General features: G+C 69.0%; 19 protein-coding genes. 16 read left to right on the forward strand and 3 right to left on the reverse strand.

Annotated elements, in window-relative coordinates; translation table 11 throughout:
- The first annotated feature begins 27 nt into the window (after positions 1–27).
- The 7 genes from ACUTR7_RS14430 (at position 28) to ACUTR7_RS14460 (ending at position 8091) form a co-directional block, all read left to right on the forward strand.
- Positions 28–867: a CoA transferase subunit A gene (locus tag ACUTR7_RS14430; protein ID WP_445609090.1), complete on the forward strand. Its 840-nt coding sequence runs from the start codon at positions 28–30 to the stop codon at positions 865–867.
- Positions 864–1598, forward strand: coding sequence for a CoA-transferase subunit beta (locus ACUTR7_RS14435; protein WP_063327183.1), 735 nt, complete (start codon positions 864–866; stop codon positions 1596–1598). The genes ACUTR7_RS14430 and ACUTR7_RS14435 overlap by 4 nt, the downstream gene beginning before the upstream one ends.
- Positions 1599–1621: 23 nt before the next feature.
- Positions 1622–3115 (forward strand): class I adenylate-forming enzyme family protein, encoded by a 1494-nt coding sequence (locus ACUTR7_RS14440; protein ID WP_065347411.1) that lies wholly within the window; start codon positions 1622–1624, stop codon positions 3113–3115.
- 473 nt (positions 3116–3588) lie between these two features.
- A complete protein-coding gene (locus ACUTR7_RS14445) occupies positions 3589–4737 on the forward strand; it encodes a PDDEXK nuclease domain-containing protein (RefSeq protein ID WP_445609091.1) in 1149 nt (382 codons plus the stop codon).
- Positions 4738–4935: 198 nt separating this feature from the next.
- A complete protein-coding gene (locus tag ACUTR7_RS14450; RefSeq protein ID WP_013804059.1) occupies positions 4936–5886 on the forward strand; it encodes an NUDIX hydrolase in 951 nt (316 codons plus the stop codon).
- 124 nt (positions 5887–6010) lie between these two features.
- Positions 6011–6892, forward strand: a complete 882-nt coding sequence (gene nadC / locus ACUTR7_RS14455; protein WP_016447964.1) for a carboxylating nicotinate-nucleotide diphosphorylase — start codon at positions 6011–6013, stop codon at positions 6890–6892.
- A gap of 194 nt (positions 6893–7086) precedes the next feature.
- Complete coding sequence (locus tag ACUTR7_RS14460; protein WP_445609092.1) at positions 7087–8091, forward strand: tripartite tricarboxylate transporter substrate-binding protein; 1005 nt, start codon at positions 7087–7089, stop codon at positions 8089–8091.
- Between the two features lie 48 nt (positions 8092–8139).
- On the opposite strand, the gene ACUTR7_RS14465 is transcribed toward ACUTR7_RS14460, so the two are convergent.
- Together ACUTR7_RS14465 and ACUTR7_RS14470 are read right to left on the reverse strand one after the other, a co-directional pair.
- The gene (locus tag ACUTR7_RS14465; protein WP_012203473.1) at positions 8140–8922 is read right to left on the reverse strand and encodes a 3-hydroxybutyrate dehydrogenase; all 783 of its coding nucleotides are present in this window, start codon (positions 8920–8922) and stop codon (positions 8140–8142) included.
- Positions 8923–9052: 130 nt separating this feature from the next.
- Positions 9053–9982: a LysR family transcriptional regulator gene (locus ACUTR7_RS14470; RefSeq protein ID WP_096915248.1), complete on the reverse strand. Its 930-nt coding sequence runs from the start codon at positions 9980–9982 to the stop codon at positions 9053–9055.
- A 130-nt stretch (positions 9983–10112) separates the two neighbouring features.
- Between ACUTR7_RS14470 and mdlC the strand changes: the two genes are divergently transcribed.
- The 9 genes from mdlC to ACUTR7_RS14515 all read left to right on the forward strand — a co-directional run bounded on the left by mdlC (position 10113) and on the right by ACUTR7_RS14515 (position 22770).
- Positions 10113–11759, forward strand: coding sequence for a benzoylformate decarboxylase (mdlC, locus tag ACUTR7_RS14475; protein ID WP_445609093.1), 1647 nt, complete (start codon positions 10113–10115; stop codon positions 11757–11759).
- Between the two features lie 29 nt (positions 11760–11788).
- On the forward strand, positions 11789–12727 hold the full coding sequence (locus ACUTR7_RS14480) for a ketopantoate reductase family protein (RefSeq protein WP_123692963.1): 939 nt from the start codon (positions 11789–11791) through the stop codon (positions 12725–12727).
- A 42-nt stretch (positions 12728–12769) separates the two neighbouring features.
- Positions 12770–13744: a Bug family tripartite tricarboxylate transporter substrate binding protein gene (locus ACUTR7_RS14485; RefSeq protein WP_192367176.1), complete on the forward strand. Its 975-nt coding sequence runs from the start codon at positions 12770–12772 to the stop codon at positions 13742–13744.
- A 78-nt stretch (positions 13745–13822) separates the two neighbouring features.
- Positions 13823–14821, forward strand: a complete 999-nt coding sequence (locus tag ACUTR7_RS14490) for a Bug family tripartite tricarboxylate transporter substrate binding protein (protein WP_192367175.1) — start codon at positions 13823–13825, stop codon at positions 14819–14821.
- Positions 14822–15263: 442 nt separating this feature from the next.
- Positions 15264–16475 (forward strand): efflux RND transporter periplasmic adaptor subunit, encoded by a 1212-nt coding sequence (locus ACUTR7_RS14495; RefSeq protein ID WP_445609094.1) that lies wholly within the window; start codon positions 15264–15266, stop codon positions 16473–16475.
- Positions 16472–19645: an efflux RND transporter permease subunit gene (locus tag ACUTR7_RS14500; protein ID WP_445609095.1), complete on the forward strand. Its 3174-nt coding sequence runs from the start codon at positions 16472–16474 to the stop codon at positions 19643–19645. Before ACUTR7_RS14495 ends, ACUTR7_RS14500 begins: the two co-directional genes overlap by 4 nt.
- 11 nt (positions 19646–19656) lie before the next feature.
- Positions 19657–20976, forward strand: coding sequence for a TolC family protein (locus ACUTR7_RS14505; protein ID WP_445609096.1), 1320 nt, complete (start codon positions 19657–19659; stop codon positions 20974–20976).
- Between the two features lie 62 nt (positions 20977–21038).
- Entirely contained in the window at positions 21039–22139 is a 1101-nt protein-coding gene (locus tag ACUTR7_RS14510; RefSeq protein WP_445609097.1) for a sensor histidine kinase, read from the forward strand.
- Positions 22132–22770, forward strand: a complete 639-nt coding sequence (locus tag ACUTR7_RS14515) for a response regulator transcription factor (RefSeq protein WP_013804046.1) — start codon at positions 22132–22134, stop codon at positions 22768–22770. The genes ACUTR7_RS14510 and ACUTR7_RS14515 overlap by 8 nt, the downstream gene beginning before the upstream one ends.
- Before the next feature lie 7 nt (positions 22771–22777).
- Here ACUTR7_RS14515 and ACUTR7_RS14520 read toward each other — a convergent pair whose 3' ends face one another.
- The gene (locus tag ACUTR7_RS14520) at positions 22778–23749 is read right to left on the reverse strand and encodes a helix-turn-helix transcriptional regulator (RefSeq protein WP_445609098.1); all 972 of its coding nucleotides are present in this window, start codon (positions 23747–23749) and stop codon (positions 22778–22780) included.
- Position 23750 lies beyond the last annotated feature (1 nt).

The following is a 23750-nucleotide window of genomic DNA, read 5'->3' on the forward strand; positions in this document are numbered from 1 at the left end:
TGGAGCAATTTTCACAAGGACCAACCCATGCCTTCTGGATTCGTCGGAAAAAACAAATGTGTTCCCCTGCAGGAACTCGTCTCGCGCGTAGCGGACGGGGCCTCCCTGGCCATCGGCGGGAGCTTTCTTCACCGTGGCCCGTTCGCCTTCGTGCGCGAACTGATCCGCCAGGGCAGGACCGGCCTTGAAATCATCAAGCAGTCTCCCGGCTACGACATCGACATTCTTTGCCGGGCCGGGGCCGTCAGAAAGGTGCGGGCCGGCATCGTCGCGATGGAGGGCAACTTCGGCCTGGCGCCCTGGTACCGCCGGGCCGTCGAGCGCCAGGAAGTCGTTCTCGAAGAGCATGCCTGCGCGAGCCTGACCGCCGGGCTGCGCGCGGCGGCGTACGGCATCCCCTTTCAGCCTTGCGCGGGCTTGCACGGAAGCGACCTGCCCGCCTTGAACGGCTGGGTGAGCCTTCCGGACCCGTACTCGGATCGCGCACCGGTGTACGCCATCCCGGCCATCGAGCCGGACTATGCGGTGCTGCTTGCCTCGGAGATCGACCGGCAGGGGAACGTGCGCATTGCGGGCACGCCGCATTGGGACCGCATCATGAGCCGTGCCTCACGCAGTGTGCTGGTGGTGGCGGAAAAGCTGGTGGACACGCAGATATTCCAGGACAACCCGGAGTCCACCGTCGTGCCGTATTTCATGGTCGAAGCCTTCTCCGTCGTCCCCGGCGGCGCCTGGCCAGGCTCATGCTGGCCCAGCTATCCGATCGATTACCCCGCGGTCGAAAGCTATCTGGCCGAGGGCGACGAAGCCCTGGCCGCGCACCTGGCGAAAGCGCCCGAGGCAGCAACACAGGAGAAGGCACGATGAGCGCGAACTGGTCCGGTTTTTCATACATCGCCATCAACCTGGCCCGGTTCATCCGGCCCGGCGAGATCACGTTCAGCGGCGTCAATTCCACCTTGCCCATGCTGGCCTGCCTGCTGGCCAAAAAGACGCTGGATGAGGACTTCATCTACATCAACGTCGCGGGCGGCGTGGACCCCGAGCCGTCCAGCGTCCCGCTGTCGAGCTCGGACCCCGTGCTCGCGCAGCGCAGCGCGTCCATCTTCGCCAACGAGGACTTCTACGACCTGTGCTGCCGCGGGCGCATGGATTTGACGTTTCTTGGCGCGGCGCAGATCGACGGCGAGGGGTGCGCCAACAACTCGGCGATCGGCGACTGGCACAGGCCCAAGGTGCGCCTTCCCGGTGGAGGCGGCGGCGCCGTCATGCTTCCCACCGCCTTGCGCGCGTGCACCTGGCGTACCGAGCATTCGACGCGCACCCTGGTGAACAAGCTCGACTTTCGCACCTCGTGGGGAGGCTTTCATGGAGTGGTCACTCCGATCGCGACCTTCATCAAGCGCGACGGACGCCTGGCGCTGGATTCATGGCACCCGCAGGCATCCCTCGAAGAAGTGCGCGAGCGCACGGGTTTCGAGTTTGACGCCAGCACGGCGCATCCCACCGACCCGCCAACGCAGCGCGAGCTCCAGGCCCTGGCCTCGCTGGACCCTGACGGGCAGTTCGAGCGCGATGCACGCGTGAGCCTGCGCTGAGCCGCACCGGACAGGAGCTGCCAATGACCGACGAATTCGAATCCCTGGTCGCGGCCTTTCATCGCCGCTGGCAGTCGCCAGGGTGGGCCGCAAGGCCGGCCCTGGTGGCGCAAGGCGGTGTCCTGAGCTACGGAGCCCTCGCGCAGCGGGTGGGCGTGCTGGCCGGTGGCCTGCGGGCTGCCGGGATACGCGAGGGCGACCGCGTGGCCATTGCCGTGCCGCGGTCGCTGGACCTGGCCTGCGCCCTGCTTGCTACCCTGGTGGCCGGCGCCTGTCCCTGCGTGCTGGAGCCCGGGCTTGGCGCCGAGGAGACCGCAAGGCGTTTTGCGGCGACGGCCATGACCTGGCTGGTGCATGACCGGAGCCACCATGACGATCCCTGTCTGGCGGCCGTTGCGCAGGTACGGCGCATTGCATTGGAAAGCCTTGCTCCCGATGTGCAGCCGTACTGGGCTTGCACATCGGGCCCCCGGGACTGTGCCTACCTGCTGTTCACTTCCGGCAGCAGCGGCAAGCCCAAGGGCGTGCTGCAAAGCCACCTGGGGTTGCGGGTCAACGCGGACGGCATCGTCCGGCACACGGGGCTCGGCCCGCAGGACCGGCTGCTGCACACCATGCCGCTGCACCACACCAATGGCGTCAACAACCAATTGCTGGCCCCACTGCTGGCGGGCTCGGCCGTCGTACTGGCGGAGCGCTTCAAGGCGCAGGACATGCCGGCGCTGATGGAGCGGCATCGGCCCACCGTGATCACGGGAGTGCCGACCATGTACTCGCGCATGCTCGCGTTCGAGTTTCCGCCAGCCTCGCTGGCCGCCTTGCGAATGGCGCGCTGCGGCTCGGCCCCCATCACCGAGGAGCTGCACAGGCGGGTCGAGGAAAAGTTGGGCGTGCCCCTGGTCGTGTCGTACGGGCTCTCCGAAGCGACCTGCACCTCCACGATGAATCCGCCGCTCGCGCGCAGGGTGGGCTCCGTGGGCACGGTGCTGCCGGGGCAGCGGGTCTTTCTTGCCAGGCCGGGCGGTGCCGAGATCGAAGATCCCCTGCAAGAAGGAGAAATCTGCATCAGCGGACCCACCCTCATGCTGGGCTATCTCGAAGAGGAGACCGCAGGCGCGCCCGCCGACCCCGGGCCGGCACTGCGCACCGGAGACCTGGGGCGCTTCGATGCCCAGGGGTATCTGTACATCACCGGCCGCATCAAGGACGTGATCATCCGCGGCGGCGAGAACCTCTCTCCCAACCTCATCGAAGGCGTGCTTGCGAAGGTGCCGGGCGTACGCGCCTGCTGTGTCGTGGGCCGGCCCGATGCCGACCTGGGCGAGGTGCCGTGCGCCTTCGTCGTGAGAACCGGCGACGAAACGGGACGCGCGCTCACGGAGCAGCACCTGGCCGCTGCGGTGCTGGGCGAGCTCTCGCGGATGCATGCACCCGTTGCCTACCACTACGTTGACGCCCTTCCGGAAAATTCCGTAGGGAAGGTGGACAGGAAGATCCTCAAGGCCGCGCTGGCCTGAGTGGCCGGGTGAGCAGGGCGGGCAGCGCGACAGCTGGCCGCAGCGGTGGCAACCCACCATAGTCACCCATCCCGCCAACAGACTGTCCTCACCTTCGTGCCTCACCCCACCAGCCCTGCAGCCCCTCCCATCCGTGCCGAACTCTTCTGCGGGAATGCAATGCAGATGTCCCGCGGGGTGCCTGGACATTGAGCTTCCGATCGTGCCGGATCGCTCTGCAGAGGCCCAGGCTGTTTCGGAGCGAGCGCCGTAAGATGACCCATCGTCACCCGGCAGGGTGAAAAGACAGGCCCGAGCAAGGTAACGCCAGCAAGAAAGGAATCACGTCCTATGGATAAGCAGGCGCTTGGCGAACGCGATATCTGTACCAAGTTCATCACGCAGGCTATGGAAAAGGCTGGATGTGACGCCCGGACCGAGGTGCGCGAAGAATTCCCTCCGGACCCACTCAGGGCCACCAGCGGGGGCGCAGTATGAGCACCCACCTGCCCGCCGACTATCCGGCACTGCTGGCCGATATCAAGCAGCGTGTCCGCCATGCCCAGACGCGGGCCATGCTGGCGGTCAATGCCGAATTGATCCGCCTGTATTGGGATATCGGGGCACTGATCGACCAGCGCCAGAAACGGGAAGGCTGGGGTGCCGCAGTCATCCCTCGGCTGGCCAAGGATCTGCACAACGAACTGCCGGAGGAAAAAGGTTTTTCCGAGCGCAACATCAAGCGCATGCTGGCTTTTTATCGCGAGTATCCCTCTCTGGCTGCCACAGCCGGGAGCACAGAGAAAGTGCCACAGGCCGTGGCACAACTTGCCCCCAGCGAAAAAGTGCCACAGGCTGTGGCACAAAGCCGCCAGACACCGGGGGTGGCGGCAGATGGCGCACAGGTGTTTGCTGCTGATGTTCTGCTGTCCCTGCCGTGGGGCCACCATGCCGAGCTGATCGCCAAGGTCAAGGAGCCGGGCGCACGCCATTGGTACATGTGCGCAGCCATCGAAAACGGATGGAGCCGAAGTGTCCTGCTGATGCAGATCGAAACAGCCGCGCACCTGCGACAAGGCAGAGCTGCCAGCAACTTCGCCTTGCGCCTGCCTCCGCCGGATTCCGACCTAGTACAGCAAACGCTCAAGGACCCTTACCTGTTCGACTTCCTGACGCTGGAATCAGGTTTTCATGAGCGTGAGTTGGAAACCGGTCTGATCACCCATCTGGAAAAATTTCTCCTGGAGCTGGGCCAGGGCTTCGCCTTTGTGGGGCGCCAATATCACCTGGACCTTGGCGGAGACGATTTCTACATAGACCTGCTGTTCTACCACCTCAAGCTGCGTTGCTACGTGGTCATCGACCTCAAGCGGGGCGATTTCAAGCCTGAATACGCGGGCAAGATGAACTTCTACTGCAACGTTGTGGACGACAGGTTGCGACACGCAACCGACCAACCCACCATCGGTTTGATCCTGTGCCAGAAACCCAATCACGTGCTGGCCGAATATGCGCTGCGTGGCGTGGACAAGCCCATCGGCGTTTCCGGTTTCGAGCTCACCCGTGCCTTGCCGGAAACCCTGCAAAGCAGCCTGCCCAGCATCGAACAGATCGAGCGCGAGCTGGGAGGCGGGCATGAATGAGCACACCGCCGAACTGCTGGAAAAGCACCTGCGAGCGCTCGAACGCCGCGGATAGTCATGCGATAGAAAAACACGCCAATGCTCAACAGGTTGAATTTGACCGTCTGATGGCCCGTGGCGGTCTGGTGTGCCGGGCTCGAAGCTGCCCCTGCAACCCACCATAATCACCCATCCCGCCAACCGACCGCCCTCACCTTCGTGCCCCACCCCACCAGTCCCGCAGCCTCTCCCATCCATGCCGAACTCGTTGCCGTGCTGGCGGCGGTGACCCAGGGTACGCCGCGCGTGCTGACCACGGCGGACGGGCAGTTGCTGCCGGCGGGGCCGTTCGAGGTGGGGCACCGTTCGCTGCAGGCCGGCCTGCGCGCCTGGGTGGAGGAGCAGACCCATCACCCGCTGGGCTACATGGAGCAGCTCTACACCTTTGCAGATGGCGATCGCACCGATGCCAGCGGGGCGCGCGTGATCTCGGTCAGCTACCTGGGGCTGACGCGCGAGTCTGCCGACCGCAGCGCGGGGCAGGCCGTCTGGCAGGACTGGTACCGCTACTTTCCCTGGGAAGACTGGCGCGGCGGCGAGCCGGCCCTGCTGCGCTCGCACATCGCTCCGCGCCTGCATGCCTGGATGGCCGAGGCGCGCGGCGCCCAGCGTGCGCTGCGGCGCCAGCGCGCGGACATCGCCTTCGGCCTGGACGGCGGGCCCTGGAACGAGGACATGGTGCTGCAGCGCTACGAGCTGCTGTACGAGGCCGGACTGGTGCAGGAGGCTGCCCACCGCGTCCATGGCGCGGCCGCCATGCTGCCCGGCGAGGCCATGCACCACGACCACCGCCGCATCCTGGCCACGGGCATGGCGCGGCTGCGCGCCAAGATCAAGTACCGGCCCGTGGTGTTCGAGCTGATGCCGCCCGAGTTCACGCTGCTGCAGCTGCAGCAGACGGTGGAGGCCCTGGCCGGGCGCGGGCTGCACAAGCAGAACTTCCGCAGGCTGATCGAGCAGCAGGATCTGGTCGAGGAAACCGGCCAGCTCACGGTGGGCTCGGCGGGCCGGCCGGCCAAGCTGTTCCGCTTTCGCAGCGATGTGCTGCTGGAGCGGGCCATCTCCGGCAGCAAGCTGCCCCTGGCCAAGGGCATCGACGGTTCCCCCTGAGCTGCACGGCACTTGCCCGATTGTGACAATGGCTTGACAGCACTTATGCTCGTATCTAGCATAAGTTCCTCGCTCAAGCCCGCAAGGCCGCGCGCCACATTTTTTTGACCTACATATACTCAAAATGAGCATTAATATTGCCAATGCCCTCAGTGCCCGCCTGCCGGTACCGCCGCTGCCCGACCTGATGCTGGAGCCGCTGGTGCGCTCGGCCCTGCTGGAAGACCTGGGCCGTGCGGGCGACCTGACCACGGATGCCATCGTCCCTGCGGACGCACAGGCCGAACTGCGCCTGGTGGCGCGCCAGGAGGGCGTGCTGGCCGGGCTGGACATGGCGCGGCTGGCGTTCCGTGCGCTGGATGCGCAGTCGCGTTTCGAGCCGGTGCTGCGCGATGGCAGCGAACTGGCGCCCGGCCAGGAGATCGCGCGCATCCACGGCAGCGCGCGCGCCATCCTCACGGCCGAGCGCGTGGCGCTCAACTACCTGTGCCACCTGAGCGGCGTGGCCACGGCCACGGCATCGATCGCGCGGGCCATCGCCGACACGGGCGCACGCGTGACCTGCACGCGCAAGACCATGCCGGGCCTGCGCGCGCTGCAGAAGTACGCGGTGCGCGTGGGCGGCGGCAGCAACCACCGCTTCGGCCTGGACGATGCCGTGCTGATCAAGGACAACCACATCGCGCTGGCCGGCGGCGTGGCCGAAGCCCTGGCCCGGGCGCGCGCAGGCGTGGGCCACATGGTGCAGATCCAGCTGGAGGTGGACACGCTGGAGCAGCTGGAGGTGGCGCTGTCCCTGGGCGTGGAAGTGGTGCTGCTGGACAACATGGACCTGGACACGCTGCGCACGGCCGTCTCCATGGCGCGGGGGCGCGCGGTGACCGAAGCCTCGGGCCGCATCACGCCCGAGACGGCGCGCGCCGTGGCCGAGACCGGCGTGGACCAGATCGCCGTGGGCTGGATCACGCACAGCGCCCGGGTTCTCGACATCGGCCTTGACACCTGAAATGAGGCACCCCCTGAGCCGCTGCGCGGCTTCCCCCGTGTGCACGGCGCCCTCTCTCGCTGCGCGGGAGGGGGGCGTCCGGGCAACCGGCGACACCCTGGCTGCGGGGCGGCGCGGCCGGCTTAGGCCCTTGCTCGGTGTCCCTGAGTTGGGCTGCGCCGGTTTTTTGCACCTAGCCCAGTGGAGCAGTTGCCATGTTTTTTGAAGGGCGTACCTTGAAGCGACGGAGACTCTGGACGCTGGCGGCCTGCGCGCTGCTGGCCGGCGCATCGGGGCTGTGGCTGGCGGCGCCAGGCAAGGCCGGCACGCGCTTTGAGCGGCCCATCACCATCGTCGTGACCTTTCCGCCGGGCGGCGGCACGGACCTGCTGGCGCGGCGCCTGGGCGAGCAGTTGCAGCAGCGCCTGGGCCAGCCCGTGGTGGTGGAGAACCGTCCCGGCGCCAGCGGCAACATCGGCGCCCATGCCGTGGCCCAGGCCGCAGCGGACGGCAGCACCTTGCTGATGGCCAACAGCTCGTTCGCCATCAACCCCGGTGTCTACGAACGCCTGGATTTCGACCCGCGCAAGGACTTCACGGCGGTGTTCAACGCAGGCTCCATCGCCTCGGTGCTGGTCGTGCCTGCGGACAGCGGGCTGCAAACGCTGGAGGATGCGCTGGCCCAGGCGAGACAGGAACGGCCGCTGCTGTTCGCCTCCTGCGGCAATGGCACGCCCCAGCACCTGGCCGGCGAGATGCTGGCCCGGGAGGCGAAGCGCTTTGTGCAGCATGTGCCCTACAAGGGCTGCGGCCCGGCCATCACGGCCGTGGCGGCAGGCCAGGTGGCGGCGGGCATGGTCACGGCCAGCAGTGCCTCGGCCATGATCGCTGCAGGCCGTGTGCGCGCACTGGCCGTCACGGCGCCGCAGCGACTGCCGCAGCTGGCTGGCGTTCCCACGGTGGCCGAGCGCGGCCTGCCGGGCTTTGCGGTGGAGCAGTGGCACGGCCTGCTGGCACCTGCCGCCACGCCCCGGGCCACGGTGCAGGCATTGCATGACACGCTGGAGCAGGCGCTGGCCGATCCCGCCGTCAGCGCTGGCTTGCGCGACCAGGGCTACACCCTGGCGCGGCAGACACCGGGCCAATTCCAGGCGCTGATCGCGGCCGACATCGACCGCTATGCCGCCGTGACCCGGGCGCTGGGCCTGAAGGCCGATTGAGGGCCAGAGAAGAGCCAGAGAAGGGGCAGAGAAGGGCCGATTGGCGACTTACTGCATGAACCAGCCGTGGCTGACCACCAGCGACTGGCCGGTCAGCGCATTGCTGGGGAAGCCCGCGAACAGCAGGGCCACGCGGGCCACGTCCTCGGTGGTGGTGAACTCGCCGTCCACGGTTTCCTTGAGCATCACGTTCTTGATGACCTCGTCCTCGCTGATGCCCAGCGTGCGGGCCTGCTCGGGAATCTGCTTGTCCACCAGCGGCGTGCGCACGAAGCCCGGGCAGATCACATTGGCGCGCACGCCGTGCTTGGCGCCTTCCTTGGCCACGGTCTTGGCCAGCCCGATCAGGCCGTGCTTGGCCGTGACATAGGGCGCCTTGAGCAGCGAGGCTTCCTTGGAGTGCACCGATCCCATGTAGATCACGCTGCCGCCGCGGCCCTGCGCATACATGTGCTTGAGGCAGGCGCGCGTGGTGAGGAAGGCGCCGTCCAGGTGGATGGCCAGCATCTTCTTCCAGTCGGCGAAGCTGAATTCCTCCACCGGATGCACGATCTGTATCCCGGCATTGCTGACAAGGATGTCGATGCCGCCGAAGGCCCGGGCGGCCTCCTCGACCGAGGCGTTGACCTGGGCCTCGTCGGTCACGTCCACGGCCACGCCCATGGCCTGCGCTCCCGTGGCGCGCAGCTCGGCCGCCGTGGCGTCGGCCGCCTCCTTGTTGAGGTCGGCAATGACGATGCGCGCGCCCTCGCTGGCGAACAGCGTGGCGATCTCCTTGCCGATGCCGCTGGCCGAGCCGGTGATGAAGGCGACCTTGTCCTTGAGTTGCATGGTGAGTCTTTCCTGGAGAGTGGATAAAACAGGCCGGTGCCCATCTTCGGCGGGGCCGGCCGCGTGCCCTTGTCGGCGCAGGGACCAGTCTGGCGCCGGTTTCTTAGACGAAACTGAGTCGGCCCGCCCTTCAGGGCGCGGCGGCCTCGCGGTGCCGGGGCTGCTGGAACAGCTCGCAGACCAGTTCGCGCAGCCAGCGCTTGGCCGGTTCCTGCTCGAAGCGCCAGCTCCAGTGCAGCGACACGTCAAAGCGGTGATCGGGCAGATCGGCATCGCGCACCGCATAGCCACCGCGCTCGACAAAGCCGGCCGCGATCTCGGCCGGCATGATCACCGCCAGGTCGGTCTTGCCCACGATGGAGGGCACGGCCATGAAGTGTGCGGCCGACAGGCGGATGCGCTCATCGAGCCGCAGCGCCTGCAGGATGCGCAGCGTCTCCGAATGCGAGCGCACCGCCGCGAAATCCAGCTGGCGCAGCGTGGCCAGCGCCAGTGGCGCGTCTTCGGGCAGGTGCGCCAGCGCGGGGTGGCCGCTGCGCAGCAGCACGCCGTAGTGGTCGGACAGCAGCACGGTCTGCCGGGTCCGCGTGCCACCCGGCAGAAAGCCGATGGCGATGTCCAGCATGCCCCGGTCCAGCGCATCGGCAATGCCGTCCAGCGGCATGGGCAGGGTCTCCAGTTGCACATGCGGGGCGCGCTGGTGCAGCGCCTGCATCAGCGGCGGCAGAAAGCGCGCCTCGCCGATGTCGCTCAGGTGGATGCGAAAGCGCTGTCGCGCCTGCAGTGGCTCGAAGCTCTGGGCCTCGGACATGGCGACTTCCAGCACCTCCAGCGCCTGGCGAACGGCCAGCGCCAGGCGCTCGGCACGCGGAGTGGGGCGCACGCCCGCATGCGCGCGCTCGAACAGCGGATTGCCCAGCAGCAGGCGCAGCCGCGTCACGGCCTGGCTGGCGGCGGGCTGGGACATGCCCAGCTCCTCGGCCGCGCGGCTGACGCTGCAGTGGCGGTACACGGCGTCAAAGACGCGCAGCAGGTTGAGGTCCAGGTTCTTGATATCCATTTGGTGAATATCTCTTAGATAGTTTATTCAATTGCTGGAAATCATAAGCGCCTGCACCATGGGCGCCGATTTCCATGGCCACTGCGCGGCACGCACCGGGCGGCCGGCCCATTCCCCAGGAGACCCCATCTTGCAAGCACCCACCACACCGCGCAGCCAGCCCGCCGAGGCATCCTCTTCCACCGCGACCTGCACCGCGACCTACACCGTGCGCCATGCCGTGATCGCCATGCTGCGCGAGCTGGGCATGACGCGCATCTTCGGCAACCCGGGCTCGACCGAGCTGCCGCTGTTCCGCGACTACCCCGAAGACTTCTCCTATGTGCTGGGCCTGCAGGAAACCGTCGTCGTGGGCATGGCCGACGGCCACGCCCAGGCCACGCGCAATGCCAGCTTCGTGAACCTGCACTCGGCCGCAGGCGTGGGCCACGCCATGGCCAACATCTTCACGGCCTTCAAGAACCGCACGCCCCTGGTGATCACGGCGGGCCAGCAGGCGCGCTCGCTGCTGCAGTTCGACCCCTTCCTTCACTCCAGCCAGGCCGCCGAGCTGCCCAAGCCCTATGTGAAGTGGAGCTGCGAGCCCGCGCGCGCCGAAGACGTGCCCCAGGCGCTGGCGCGCGCCTACTACATCGCCATGCAGGAGCCGCGCGGCCCCGTGCTGGTCTCCATTCCCGCCGATGACTGGGACAAGCCGGCCGAGCCCGTCACGCTGCGCCATGTGGGCTTCGAGACGCGGCCCGATCCGCGCACGCTGGACCTCATCGGCGATGCGCTGGACGCCGCGCGTGCCCCGGCCCTGGTCGTGGGCGCGGCCGTGGACCGGGCCCAGGGCTGGGATGCCGTGGTCGCGCTGGCCGAGCGCCACCAGGCCCGCGTCTTCGTGGCCCCCATGAGCGGGCGCTGCAGCTTCCCCGAGGACCATCCCCTGTTCGCCGGCTTCCTGCCCGCCATGCGCGAGCGCATCGTGCAGCTGCTGTCCGGCCATGACGTGGTCTTCGCCGTGGGCGCGGCCGCCTTCACCTACCACGTGGAAGGCGAGGGCCCGCACATCCCCGAAGGCACGGCGCTCTACCAGCTGATCGAAGACCCGGCCATTGCCGCCTGGGCCCCTGTGGGCACGGCCGCCGTGGGCAATGTGCGCATGGGCGTGGAGGAGCTGCTGCAGCGCCCCGCACCCGCCCCGCGCCAGGCGCCCGCACCCCGGCCCGCAGCGCCCGTGCCGGCCGCGCCCGCCGCAGGCGAGCGCATGTCGGTGGCCTTTGCCATGCACACGCTGGCCCAGGTGCGCGACCGGCGCAGCATCGTGGTGGAAGAGGCGCCCAGCTCGCGCTCCACCATCCAGACCTACCTGCCCATCTTCCACTCGGGCACCTTCTACACCATGTGCAGCGGCGGCCTGGGCCACAGCATGCCGGCCGCCGTGGGCGTGGCGCTGGCGCAGCCCGAGGCCAAGGTGGTCGCCGTCATCGGCGACGGCTCGGCCATGTACGCCATCCAGGCCCTCTGGAGTGCAGCCCAGCTGCGCCTGCCCATCAGCTTCGTGATTCTCAAGAACCGCCGCTATGCGGCGCTGCAGGACTTCGCCCATGTCTTCGGCTACCGCGAAGGCGAGAAGGTCGAGGGCACGGAACTGCCCGACATCGACTTCGTGGCGCTCGCCCGTGGCCAGGGCTGCGACGGCGTGCATGTGGAGAACGCGGCCGAGCTGTCCGATGTGCTGGAGCGCGCGCTGGCCCATCCCAAGCCCATCGTGGTCGAGGTCGAGGTCGCCTGAGCGCAGGCCCCGGGGCAGGAGACAAAGCCATGGAAAACACAAGAAGCATAGGCATCCTCGGCGCAGGCGCCATGGGCACCCTGTTCGGTGCGCGGCTGGCCCGCATCGGCCTGGACGTGACCCTGGTCGATGTGAACGACGAGCTGCTGCAGGCCCTGAACCGCGATGGCGCGCGCTGCCACACCGATGAGGGGCTGCTGCAGGCCCGCGTGCATGCGGCGCGGGCCGAGCAGCTCACGGCCGGGCCCGCGCTGTGGCTGGTCTTCACCAAGTCGGCCCATACGCGGGCCGCGCTGCAGGGCATTGCCCATCTCATCGGGCCGGACACGCACTTCCTGAGCCTGCAAAACGGCATAGGCCATGCCGATGTGTTGCGTGAAATGGTGCCGCTCGAACGCATCGCCGTGGGCGTGACCACCTGGCCTGCGCGCGTGATGTCGCCGGGCGAGGTCAGCTCCATGGGGCAGGGCGGTATCCGCTTCATGCCTTGCGATGGCCAGCGCAGCGCGGTCTTCGACCTGCTGGCGGAAGACCTCAACCGCGCAGGCATGCATTGCCGCATCGACCCGCAGGTGCAGGAAGCCATCTGGGAAAAGCTGGCCTTCAATGCCGCCTTCAACGGCGTGTGCGCCGTGACGCGCCAGACCGTGGACGGACTGGCCAATCCGCAGGGCGAGGCCCTGCTGCAGCGCGTGCTGGACGAGGTGCTGTCCGTCGCCCATGCCCATGGCGTCGCCGCCAGCGCCGAGCGCGTGGGCGCGGCGGTGCGCGATGCGCTGGACCACCACCGGGGCCACCAGCCCTCGATGCTGCAGGACCTGCTGGCCGGCCGTGCCACCGAGACGGGCGCCATCCATGGCGCCGTGCTGCAGGTGGCCGACCGCCTGGGCATTGCCGTGCCCGTGACGCGCACGCTGCACGCACTGGTCAGCCTGTCCGAGAACGCGGGCGCCGTCGCACCGCGCTGAACGCGCTCAATGCAAAACGAGCCACTACAAGAAGGAGACAGGATGCTGCGCAGACAAGCACTCAAGGCCGCACTGGCCATAGGCGCCCCGCCCCTGCTGGGCATGGGCACGGCACACGCCCAGACCGGCAAGCCCGTCGAATGGGTGGTGGGCTTTGCCGCAGGCGGCGGCTCGGACGCCGTGGCGCGCACCGTGGGCGAGTCCTTTGGCAAGGCCCTGGGCCGCACCGTGGTCGTCATGAACAAGCCCGGGGCCGGCACCAACATCGCCGCCGAATACGCGGCGCGCACGCGCGAACTGGGCAGCCTGGTCTTCACGGCCGACTTCGCCACGCTGGCGGCCAACCCCCACCTGTTTCGCAAGCTGGCCTACAACGCCGAGAAGGACTTCGTGCCCATCGGCCTGCTGGCGCGATTTCCGCTGTTCCTCGTGGTCGGCAACCAGCTGCCGGTGCACAACCTGCAGGAGTTCACGCAGTGGGTGAAGGCCCAGCCAGGCCCCGTCAGCTACGGCAGCCCGGGGCTGGGCACGCCCCACCACCTGGCCACCGAACTGCTGTCGCAGCGCATGGGCGTGAAGATGTCCCATGTGCCCTATCGCGGCGCGGGGCCGGCCCTGATCGATGTGATCGGCGGCCAGATCCCCTTCATGCTGGCCGACAGCGCGGCGGCGGCCCAGCACATTGCGGCCGGCAAGCTGCGCGTCATCGGCGTGGCCAGCGCCGAGCGTCTCAAGAGCCATCCGGCCGTGCCCACGCTGGCCGAGCAGGGCGTGAAGGATTTCGAGGCCCATGCCTGGCAGGGCCTGGTCGCACCCGCAGGCACGGACGACGCCACCGTACAGGCCTGGTCCGTGGCGCTGCAGCAGGCGCTGCGCTCGCCTGCCGTGCTGGCGCGTTTCGAGGCGCTGTCGCTGGAGCCGCTGCCCGGCACGCCTGCGCAGATGCGTGACTACTGGCGCAGCGAAAGCCGGCGCTGGGGCCAGGTCATCGAGTCGGCGGGCATACGGCTGGATTGACCGTTGCGCCGCTGCGCCGCTGCTGCTTCAGGCGCCCTCACCGTTTTCAAGAACTCATAACCCAAGGAGACATAGCTCATGCACAAGACAAATCCCTTCAGCCGCTGGCGCCGCCTGGGCCTGCTGGCCCTGCTGGGCGCGACGGCCTCGGTCCCTGCGCTGGCGCAGAAGGCCGGCGAAAAATGGCCCGAGCGCCCCGTGCGCCTGGTCGTGAACTTCGCGCCCGGCGGCGCGGCCGACGTGCTGGCGCGCGCCATCACGCCCACCATGTCCCAGGTGCTGGGCCAGTCGGTGGTGGTGGACAACAAGCCCGGCGCGGGCGGCAACATCGGCATCAGCGAAACCGTGCGCGCGCCCAAGGATGGCTACACGCTGCTGCTCAGCTCGGGCGGGGCCATCACCATCAACCCGATGATCTACAGCAAGCTGGCCTTCAATCCCGAAAAGGACTTGACGCCCGTGGCTGCCGTGGCGCGCGTGCATGTGTTCCTGGAGACCAATCCCGCCGTGCCCGCCACCAACGTGGCCGAGTTCATCAAGCACCTGAAGGCCAACCCCGGCAAGCTGTCCTACGGCTCGCCGGGCCAGGGCAGCTCGCCGCACCTGGCCGGCGAGATGTTCAAGCGCATGGCCGGCGTCGATGCCGTGCACGCCCCCTACAAGGGCGCGGGCCCGGCGCTCAGCGACGTGCTCAGCGGGCAGCTGCAGTTCTGGTTCGACCCGGGTCCGGGTCTCAAGCAGGTCGAGGCGGGCAAGCTGCGCCTGCTGGCCATCGGCAGCCCGCACCGCTCGCCGCAGTACCCCAACGTGCCCACGCTGGCCGAAAGCGGCCTGCCCGGCTTTGATGCGGACACGCTGTTCGGCATCTACGCGCCCACGGGCACGCCCGAGTCTGTGATCGAGGCCGTTCGCACTGCCGTGGCCAAGGCGCTGGAGCAAAAGAACGTCAACGACGTCATCCTCACCCTGGGCGCCACGCCCGCGCCCCTGAGCCGCAAGGCCTTCATCGACCACCACGCCACCGAGCGCGAGCGCTTCGGCGAACTGGTGAAAGCCATCGGCCTGAAAGTGGACTGAGCTTTCCCGCAGGCCATCGCCCGCAAGCCGCCCGCTCCGCGCTGGCGGCTTTTTGCTTTCCGGTCCGGGCCGGGCCAGGCCGAGGGGCCTTGTGCCGGCCATCTTCTATACGAAGGTATATCCCGCATCCACCAATGAACAGGCCAGCCTTCCCAACAAAGGCTGGCCGCTGGCACTTTCGCCTTTGATAATTCCGGGCACATATTGCACTGCAGCAAACAGGACTCCCGGCCTGCACGGGGACTGCGCCACCCACACGCAAAGGAGTACCCCATGGACCCCGATCCTGATTCCGATCCCGATCCTGCCAGGCGCTGCCGCGCCGCCCCTTCCCGTCTTTCCCTTCTTCCATTTCTTGATCTGCCCGGACCCGGGCGGAGGCCTGTGATCGCCTGAAGGGGCGAGAGGTCTGCGCGGGTCCGTGGCGCCCGGAGACCTCAGGATGACCCGCTTTCTCGCTTCCGAACGACCAGGCCGACCCCATGGTCAACCCCATGGCCTGCACCAGCGCCATCCCTTGCTGGCGGCCGCCTGGCCTGTGGGCGGGCTGCTGATCAGCGTGGCCATGGCCGCCTGCAACGGCCCGGCCGAAACCCAGGCTGCAGTAGCAACCCCCGCCACCGCCGCCCCGCAGCCGGCCCCCGTGCGCCGCGAAGGCAACCTCATCGTGGTGCCCGAAGGCTCGCCGCTGCGCGAGCGCCTGCAGGTGGCCGAGATCGCCCTGCAGCCGCTGCAGACCCGCCTGTCGGCCCCCGCCACCATCGAGGCCGAGCCTGAAAAGCTGGTCCGCATCACGCCGCCCGTGGCGGGCCGCCTGGTGCGCCTGCACCACCAGCTGGGCGATGCGGTGAAGGCCGGCGATGCGCTGATCACCATGGACTCCTCCGAGATCTCCAGCGTGCGTGCCGAGCACGCCAAGTCCCAGGCCGCGCTGCTGCACGCGCGCCAGGAATTCGACCGCCAGAAGCTGCTGTTCGATGCCGAGATCGCCGCGCGCAAGGACTACGAGGCCGCGCAGCAGTCGCTGGCCGCCGCGGGGGCCGATGCGCGCGCTGCCTCCGATCATCTGTCCCAGCTGGGCGCAGCCGTGCAGGAAGGCTCGCGCGGCAGCTACGTGGTCAAGTCGCCCATCAGCGGGCGCGTGGTCGAGATGGCGGGCTCGCAGGGCGGCTACTGGAACGATGTGAATGCCTCCGTCATGACCGTGGCCGACCTGCGCAAGGTCTGGCTCAGCGCCAGCGTCAGCGAGCGCGACCTGGCCCATGTGGACGTGGGCCAGCAGGCCCACATCGCCCTGGCCGCCTATCCCGACCTGCAGCTGCAGGGCCGCGTGCAGTACGTGGGCGAGCTGGTGGACACCGCCACGCGCAGCGTCAAGGTGCGCGTGGCCGTGGACAACCCCGAAGGGCGGCTGCGCCCCGGCATGTTTGCGCGCGTGGGCTTCGACGCCCCGGCGCGCCAGGCCGTGATGGTGCCGGCCGCGGCCCTGCTGCAGGGCCAGGTCAGCACGCGCGTCTTCGTGGACAAGGGCGGCTGGCGCTTCGAGCCGCGTGACGTGCAGGTCGGCGCGCAGCAGGACGGCCAGGCCGAGATCCTCTCGGGCCTGACGGCCGGCGAGCGCGTGGTGGTCAACGGGGGAGTGCTGCTGCAATGATCGAGCGCATCGTCAACATCGGCTTTTCCCGCCGCGGCGTGGTGTGGCTGGTCTTTTGCTTCGCGGCCCTGTATGGCGTGTTCAGCTGGAAGCAGCTGCCGCTGGAGGCCTATCCCGACATTGCCGACGTGACCTCGCAGATCGTCACCCAGGTGCCAGGCCTGGCGGCCGAGGAGATAGAGCAGCAGATCACCATCCCGCTGGAGCGCGCGCTGCTGGCCACGCCCGGCATGCACGTGCTGCGCTCGCGCAGCCTGTTCGCGCTGTCGCTGATCACCGTGGTCTTCGAGGACGGCGTGGACGGCTACTGGGCGCGCCAGCGCCTGAAGGAGCGCATCGACGAGGTCACGCTGCCCTATGGCGCCCGCGCCGGGCTGGACCCCTACAGCTCGCCCACGGGCGAGGTCTACCGCTACACGTTGGAAAGCCCGGTGCGCAGCCTGCGCGAGCTGTCCGAGCTGCAGCAGTGGGTGGTGATCCCGCGCCTGAAGAAGGCCCAGTCCGTGGTGGACGTGACCAACTTCGGCGGCCTGACCACGCAGTTCATGCTGGAGCTGGACCCTGCGCGGCTGCTGCAGTACGGGCTGGCGCTGTCCCAGGTGATCGAGGCCATCAATGCCAACAACGCCAGCGGCGGCGGCAGCGTCATCGACCGGGGCGATGTCTCCTATGTGGTGCGCGGCGTGGGCCTGCTGGGCTCGCTGGACGATATGGGCAACGTGGTCGTCAAGACCACGGACAGCGGCACGCCCGTGCTGGTCAAGGACCTGGGGCGGCTGACCTACGGCAACGTGGAGCGGCGCGGCATCCTGGGCAAGGACGGCAACTCCGACACCCTGCAGGGCATCGTGCTGCTGCTCAAGGGCTCCAACCCCTCGCAGGCGCTGGAGGGCATCCACGCCGCCGTGGAGGAGCTCAACGGCAAGCTGCTGCCGCCCGACGTGAAGGTCGTGCCCTACCTGGACCGCACCACGCTGATCGAGCGCACCACCCACACCGTGGGCAAGACCCTGGCCGAAGGCCTGATCGTCGTCACCCTGGTGCTGCTGGTCTTCCTGGGCAGCCCGCGCGCGGCGCTGATCGTGGCGCTGACCATTCCCATGGCGCTGCTGCTGGCCTTCATCTTCATGCACCACGCGAAGATTCCGGCCAACCTGCTGTCGCTGGGCGCCATCGACTTCGGCATCCTGGTGGACGGGGCTGTGGTCGTGGTCGAGAACATCCTGCGGCGCCGCGAGGCCGACCAGAACCGGCCGCTCACGCCCAGGGACGCCATCACGGCCACGCTGCAGGTGGCGCGGCCCATCTTCTTCGGCATGTGCGTGATCGCGGCCGCCTACCTGCCGCTGTTCGCCTTCGAGCGCATCGAGTACAAGCTGTTCTCGCCCATGGCCAGCGCCGTGGGCGCGGCCCTGGTCGGGGCGCTGGCCGTGGCCCTGCTGCTCACGCCGGCCCTGGCCTGGCTGGCCTTCCGCAGGCCGCGCAGGATCTTCCACAACCCCGTGCTGCATCGGCTGGGCGTGGGCTATCACCGCTTCCTGGGCGTGGCCGTGGGCCGCGTGCGCTGGCTGGCGGGGGCCGTGGCGGCATCGCTGCTGGCGCTGGGCGTGCTGGCCGGCACCATGGGCCGCGACTTCCTGCCGTACCTGGACGAAGGCTCCATCTGGCTGCAGGTGCAGATGCCGCCCGGCATCACGCTGGACAAGGCGCGCGACATGGCCGACGCGCTGCGCAGCGCTGCGCTGGAGTTCCCCGAGGTCTCCTACATCGTCACCCAGACCGGGCGCAACGATGACGGCACCGACTACTGGACGCCCTCGCACATCGAGGCCAGCGTGGGCCTGCATCCCTATGGCGAATGGAAGTCGGGCCTGACCAAGCAGCAGCTGATCGCGAAGATGGCCGCGCGCTTCGACCAGCTGCCCGGCTATTCCGTGGGCTTCATGCAGCCCATGATCGACGGCGTGCAGGACAAGCTGTCGGGCGCGCACAGCGACCTCACGGTGAAAGTCTTCGGCCAGGACCTGGCCGAAGACCGGCGCGTGGCCGATGCCCTGGTGGCCGTGCTGGAGAAAGTGCCCGGCGCGGCCGACGTGGCCGTGGACGTGGAGCCGCCGCTGCCCAACCTGCGCATTGCGCTGGACCGCGCGGCGGCCGCGCGCTACGGCATCAATGCCTCCGAGGTGGCGCAGCTCATCTCCACCGGCGTGGGAGGGGCCTCCATTGGCCAGCTCTACGTGGGCGAGCGCAGCTACGACATGGCCGTGCGCTTCACGCCCGACACGCGCAGCAGCCCCGAGGCCATCGGCGCGCTGCGCCTGTCGGCCGCCAATGGCGCCCAGGTGCCGCTGGCCGACGTGGCGCGCATCACCACCACCGTGGGCCAGAGCGTCATCGTGCGCGAGGGGGGCGAGCGCCACATCCTCGTCAAGCTCAATGTGCGCGGCCGCGACCTGGCGGGCTTCCTCAAGGATGCGCACACCGCCATCGACCAGCACCTGGACTACGACCGCCAGAAGCTGCACATCGAGTGGGGCGGCCAGTTCGAGAACCTGCAGCGTGCCGAGGCGCGGCTGCTCATGATCCTGCCGCTGACGCTGGGCATCATGCTGGTGCTGCTGTTCGGCGAGTTCGGCAACCTGCGCCAGCCGCTGCTGGTGCTGGGCGTGGTGCCGCTGGCCATGATCGGCGGCTTTGCGGGCCTGCACCTGCGCGGCATGACGCTCAACGTCTCCAGCGCCGTGGGCTTCATCGCGCTGTTCGGCGTGGCCGTGCTCTCGGGCGTGCTCATGGTCTCGCAGATCAACCGCCTGCGCCGCGAGGACGGCCTGGGCCTGCGCGAAGCCGTGCTCGAAGGCGCCTCCAGCCGCATGCGCCCCGTGCTGATGACGGCCACCGTCGCGGCCTTCGGCCTCACGCCGGCCATGCTGGCCACGGGCCTGGGCAGCGACGTGCAGCGGCCCCTGGCCACCGTCGTCGTCTGCGGCCTGTTCAGCGCCACCTTGCTGACCCTGCTGCTGCTGCCCAACCTCTACTACGTGATCGAGGCCCGTGCCGCCCGCGCGGCCGAGCGCCGCCAGCGCCGCGCCGCTGAACGCGGTGAGAGCGGCGATCTGGATGCCGCCGAGGACGAGGGCGGGCATCGCACCGCAACGAGCCAACCCCATTGATGCGAGTCGCCATGCAAACGACCCTTTTCTTCCCCAGGCAGGCCCTGGCCGTGCTGCTGTGCCTTGGCGCCGCAGCCCAGGCGCAGACGGCGCCGTCCGCCGGCCTGCGCTTTTCCGACTACCTCAACGCCGTGGAGCAGCACAGCCCCCTGCTGCGCTCGGAGGAGCAGGGCGTGGAATCCGCGCGTGCCGGCATCGGCATCGCCGGCATACGCCCCGACCCCAGCCTCACGCTGGGCGCCTCGCGCGAACAGGTGCGCACCGGCCAGCCCCGGCCCACCACGCGCAACTACGAGATCAGCATGGAGCTGGAGACGGGCGGCAAGCGCGCCGCGCGCATCCAGTCCGCACGCAGCCAGGTGCGCCTGTCCGAGGCCGGCCTTGAAGGCGTGCGCAGCCAGCTGTTCTCCGATGCTGCCCAGGACTACACCCAGGCCTGCCGCGACTCGCTGGCGCTGGAGCGCAAGCAGCAGACGCTGAAGGCGCTGGGCGACGTGGTGCAGGCCAACGAGCTGCGGCGCAAGGCCGGCGACATCGGCGGCGTGGAATGGCTGCAGTCGCGCGTGGAGCGCGACCGCTTCCAGGCCGAGGTGGTGCAGGCGCGCGCCGAGGCGCAGACCGCGCGGCTGGCGCTGTCCGTCCCGCTGGGGCGCCGCCTGTCCGAAGTCTTTGCCAGCGACACGCTGCAATGCGGCTTCATGGAATTGGCCGAAGACTCGGGGCTGGAGGATGCCGACGCCCTGGTCGCCCAGGCGCTGCAGTCGCGCGCCGAGGTGCGCATCGCCCAGGCGGCGCTGGAGCATGCGCGCGACAACGCGGGCCTGGCCCGGGCCAACCGCTGGGTCAATCCCACGCTGGCCGTGGGCATGGCCGCCGTGCCGTCCACGGCGGCCGGCACCGATGCCCAGGGCAATCCCTTCGATGGCGGCGGGCGCTCGCGCACGCTGTCGGTCTCGGTCAGCGTGCCGCTGCCGCTGTCGCGCCTGGACCGGGGCGATCTGGTGCAGGCCGAGGCGGCCGTGACGCAGGCCATGCTGGCCCTGCAGCAGGCCCAGAACCGGGCAGAGGCCGATGTGCGCGGCGCGCGCTTTCGCCTGACCGCCGCGCGCGAGAACGTGCAGCGCTACCGCGACGGCGTGCTGCGCGATGCGCAGCGCGTGCTGGACGGCATGCGCCTGTCCTACCGGCATGGCGAGGCTTCGCTGCTGGAGCTGCTGTCCGCCCAGCGCTCGGCCGACGAGGCCTACCTGGGATCGCTGGAGGCCGAGACCGAGCTGGCCAAGGCCACCGTGGAGCTGCAGCTGAGCGTGGGCCGGCGACCCGCCCTCTGATCGCGGGAGGGCAGGGCATCTTGCGACACAATCGACACGCCCTCATCGCAGCCCTGCACGCCATGACCACCGCTCTGCGCCGCTTTCCCCATTGGCCCCGGGCCCTGATCCTGGCGGCCATGGGCGTCGCCATGGCCGCGATCTTCGCGCTGGACACGCTGACCGACTACGCCGTGGCGGCCGCCGTGTTCCACACTGCCATCATCCTGGTGGCGGTGCGCTGGTTCAGCCCGCGCGTGGTCATCGGCCTCACGGCGCTGTGCATCGTGCTGACCCTGGCCAGCTTTGCGCTCACGCCTGCCGGTGCCTATCGCACCGGACTGATCAACATGGTGATCAGCATCCTGGCCATTGCCATCACGGCCTATCTGGGCCTGAAGATGGTGGCGGCCCAGAACGCGGCCCATGAGGCGCGCACCCAGCTGATGCGCATCACCCAGACCACCAGCCTGGGGCAGTTGACGGCCTCCATCGCCCATGAGGTCAACCAGCCGCTGGCGGCCATCGTCACCAGCGGCAATGCCTGCCAGCGCTGGCTGGCCCAGGACCCGCCCAATCTGGCCAAGGCCGGCCAGGCGCTGGAGCGCATCCTGGGCGATGCGCAGCGCGCCAGCGATGTCATTGCCCGCATCCGCAGCATGGCGCGCGGCGAGGCGCCCAGCCGCCAGTCCTTCGACCTCAACGACGCCGTGCGCGAGATGGCGCGCCTGTCGGACGCCGAGCTGGACCGGCGCGGCGTGGCCCTGGACCTGCAACTGGCGCCCGCGCTGCAGCCGGCCTGGGCCGACCGCGTGCACATCCAGCAGGTGCTGGCCAACCTGCTGATCAATGCCATGGATGCCATGCAGGGCACGCCGGCCGCGCAGCGGCGCATCACCGTCACCACACAGGCCCTGGGCCAGCAACTGGTGCTGACCGTGGCCGATGCGGGCGAAGGCCTGTCGCCGCTGGCCCGCACCCACCTGTTCGATGCCTTCTGGACCACCAAGCCCGACGGCATGGGCCTGGGCCTGAACATCTGCCGCCACATGGCCGAGGCCAACGGCGGCCGCATCTGGGCCACGGACCGCCAGGACATGCGCGGCGGCACGGTCTTTCACATCACCATTGCCTGCACCCCGGCCACGGGCGACAGGTCTTCCACGGGATTGCGCCATGGCTGAACCCTCCACGGCCGAAGCCGAGGCACTTGTCTACATCGTCGATGACGACGCCTCGGTGCGTGCCGCCATCGAGGACCTGCTGGCTTCGGTAGGCCTGTGCGTGCGCGCCTTCGGCGCCACGCGCGAGTTTCTGGACCACTGGCAGCGGCAGCCGCCCGCGGGGCCTGCCTGCCTGGTGCTGGATATCCGCATGCCGGGCCAAAGCGGCATGGATTTCCGGCGCCAGATGCTGGAGATGGGCCTGAAGCTGCCCACCATCTTCATCACCGGCCATGGCGACATTCCCATGAGCGTGGAGGCCATGAAGACCGGCGCCATCGAGTTCCTGACCAAGCCCTTCCGCGACCAGGACCTGCTGGACGCCATCCAGCAGGGCATTGCCCTGGACCGCCAGCGCCGCGCGCTGGAGGCCGGCGAACAGGCGCTGCGCGCCTGCTGGCAATCGCTGTCGCCGGGCGAGCAGGAGGTGGTCGTGGGCGTGGTGCGCGGCCTGCTGAACAAGCAGATCGCGGCAGACCTGGGCGTGAGCGAGATCACGGTGAAGGTGCGGCGTGGCCAGGCCATGCGCAAGATGCAGGTGCGCACGCTGGCCGACCTGGTGCGTGCGCTGGAGCGGCTGGATATCCGCTAGCGCCCGGCTATGCCGCCGGCCTGGATGGCGGAGCGCTGACCTGGCGGCGCCAGTGGCCGGGCGGGCGGCCCTCGGCCTGGGTGAAGACGCGCGTGAAATGGCTCTGGTCGGCAAAGCCGCAGGCCGCCGCGATCTCCACCAGCGTCAGATGCGATTCCAGCAACAGCCCGCGCGCCACCGACATGCGCTGCGACTGCAGCCATTGCAGCGGCGTCTGCCCCGTGGTCTCGCGGAAGGCGCGGATGAAATAGCTGCGCGACAGGTGGCAGGCATCGGCGATCTCGCCGATGGACACCGTGCCGTCCAGCCGGCTGCGCAGCATCTCCTTGGCACGCGCTTCGTGCAGCCGCGACAGCGTGCGGCCCGCTTCACGCGCGCCCGCCAGGGAGCCGCCATAGCGGTCCAGCAGATGCGTGGTCATCACCGTGCCCATCTGGTCCAGGAACAGGGGGCTGGCTTCCTGTGGCCGGTGCAAGGCGGTGGACAGGGCCTGTGCCAGGTGCAGCAGCAAGGGATCGGCCATGCCGGTGACGCAGGCCAGGCCACGGATGCGGGCGCCCGGCCGCTGGGCGGTGGCGTGCTCGAAGGCGCGGCGCGGCAGCTCCATGAGCACGAAGTCGAAGGCTGTGTCCAGGTCGGCGCGGTAGTCCTCGGCGAAGTCGCGCACATAGATGGAGCCTGCCTCGAAGGCATGGGTGCGGGCGCGGCCCTCATGGAAGATGCGGCGCCGGTGGCCCGGCTGCAGCGAGATGCCGATCAGATAGCCGCGTGCGCTGGCGGGCGTGGCCACCTGGGAGGGCGTGGCCGTGCCTTTGCGCTTGCGAAGGAAATGGACGTCGGTGCCCGACAGTTCCTGGTCCACCTCCAGTCGGTCCAGCGAGCAACCCAGTGAATCCCGTTGCGCGGGGCCCGGGGCCGGGATGGAGAAAGCGGCAGCTGGCTGTGAGGGTGAGAAGGGCTTGAAGGGATCGCTGGTCACG

It is taken from the genome of Delftia sp. NA_296.1 (assembly GCF_052692095.1).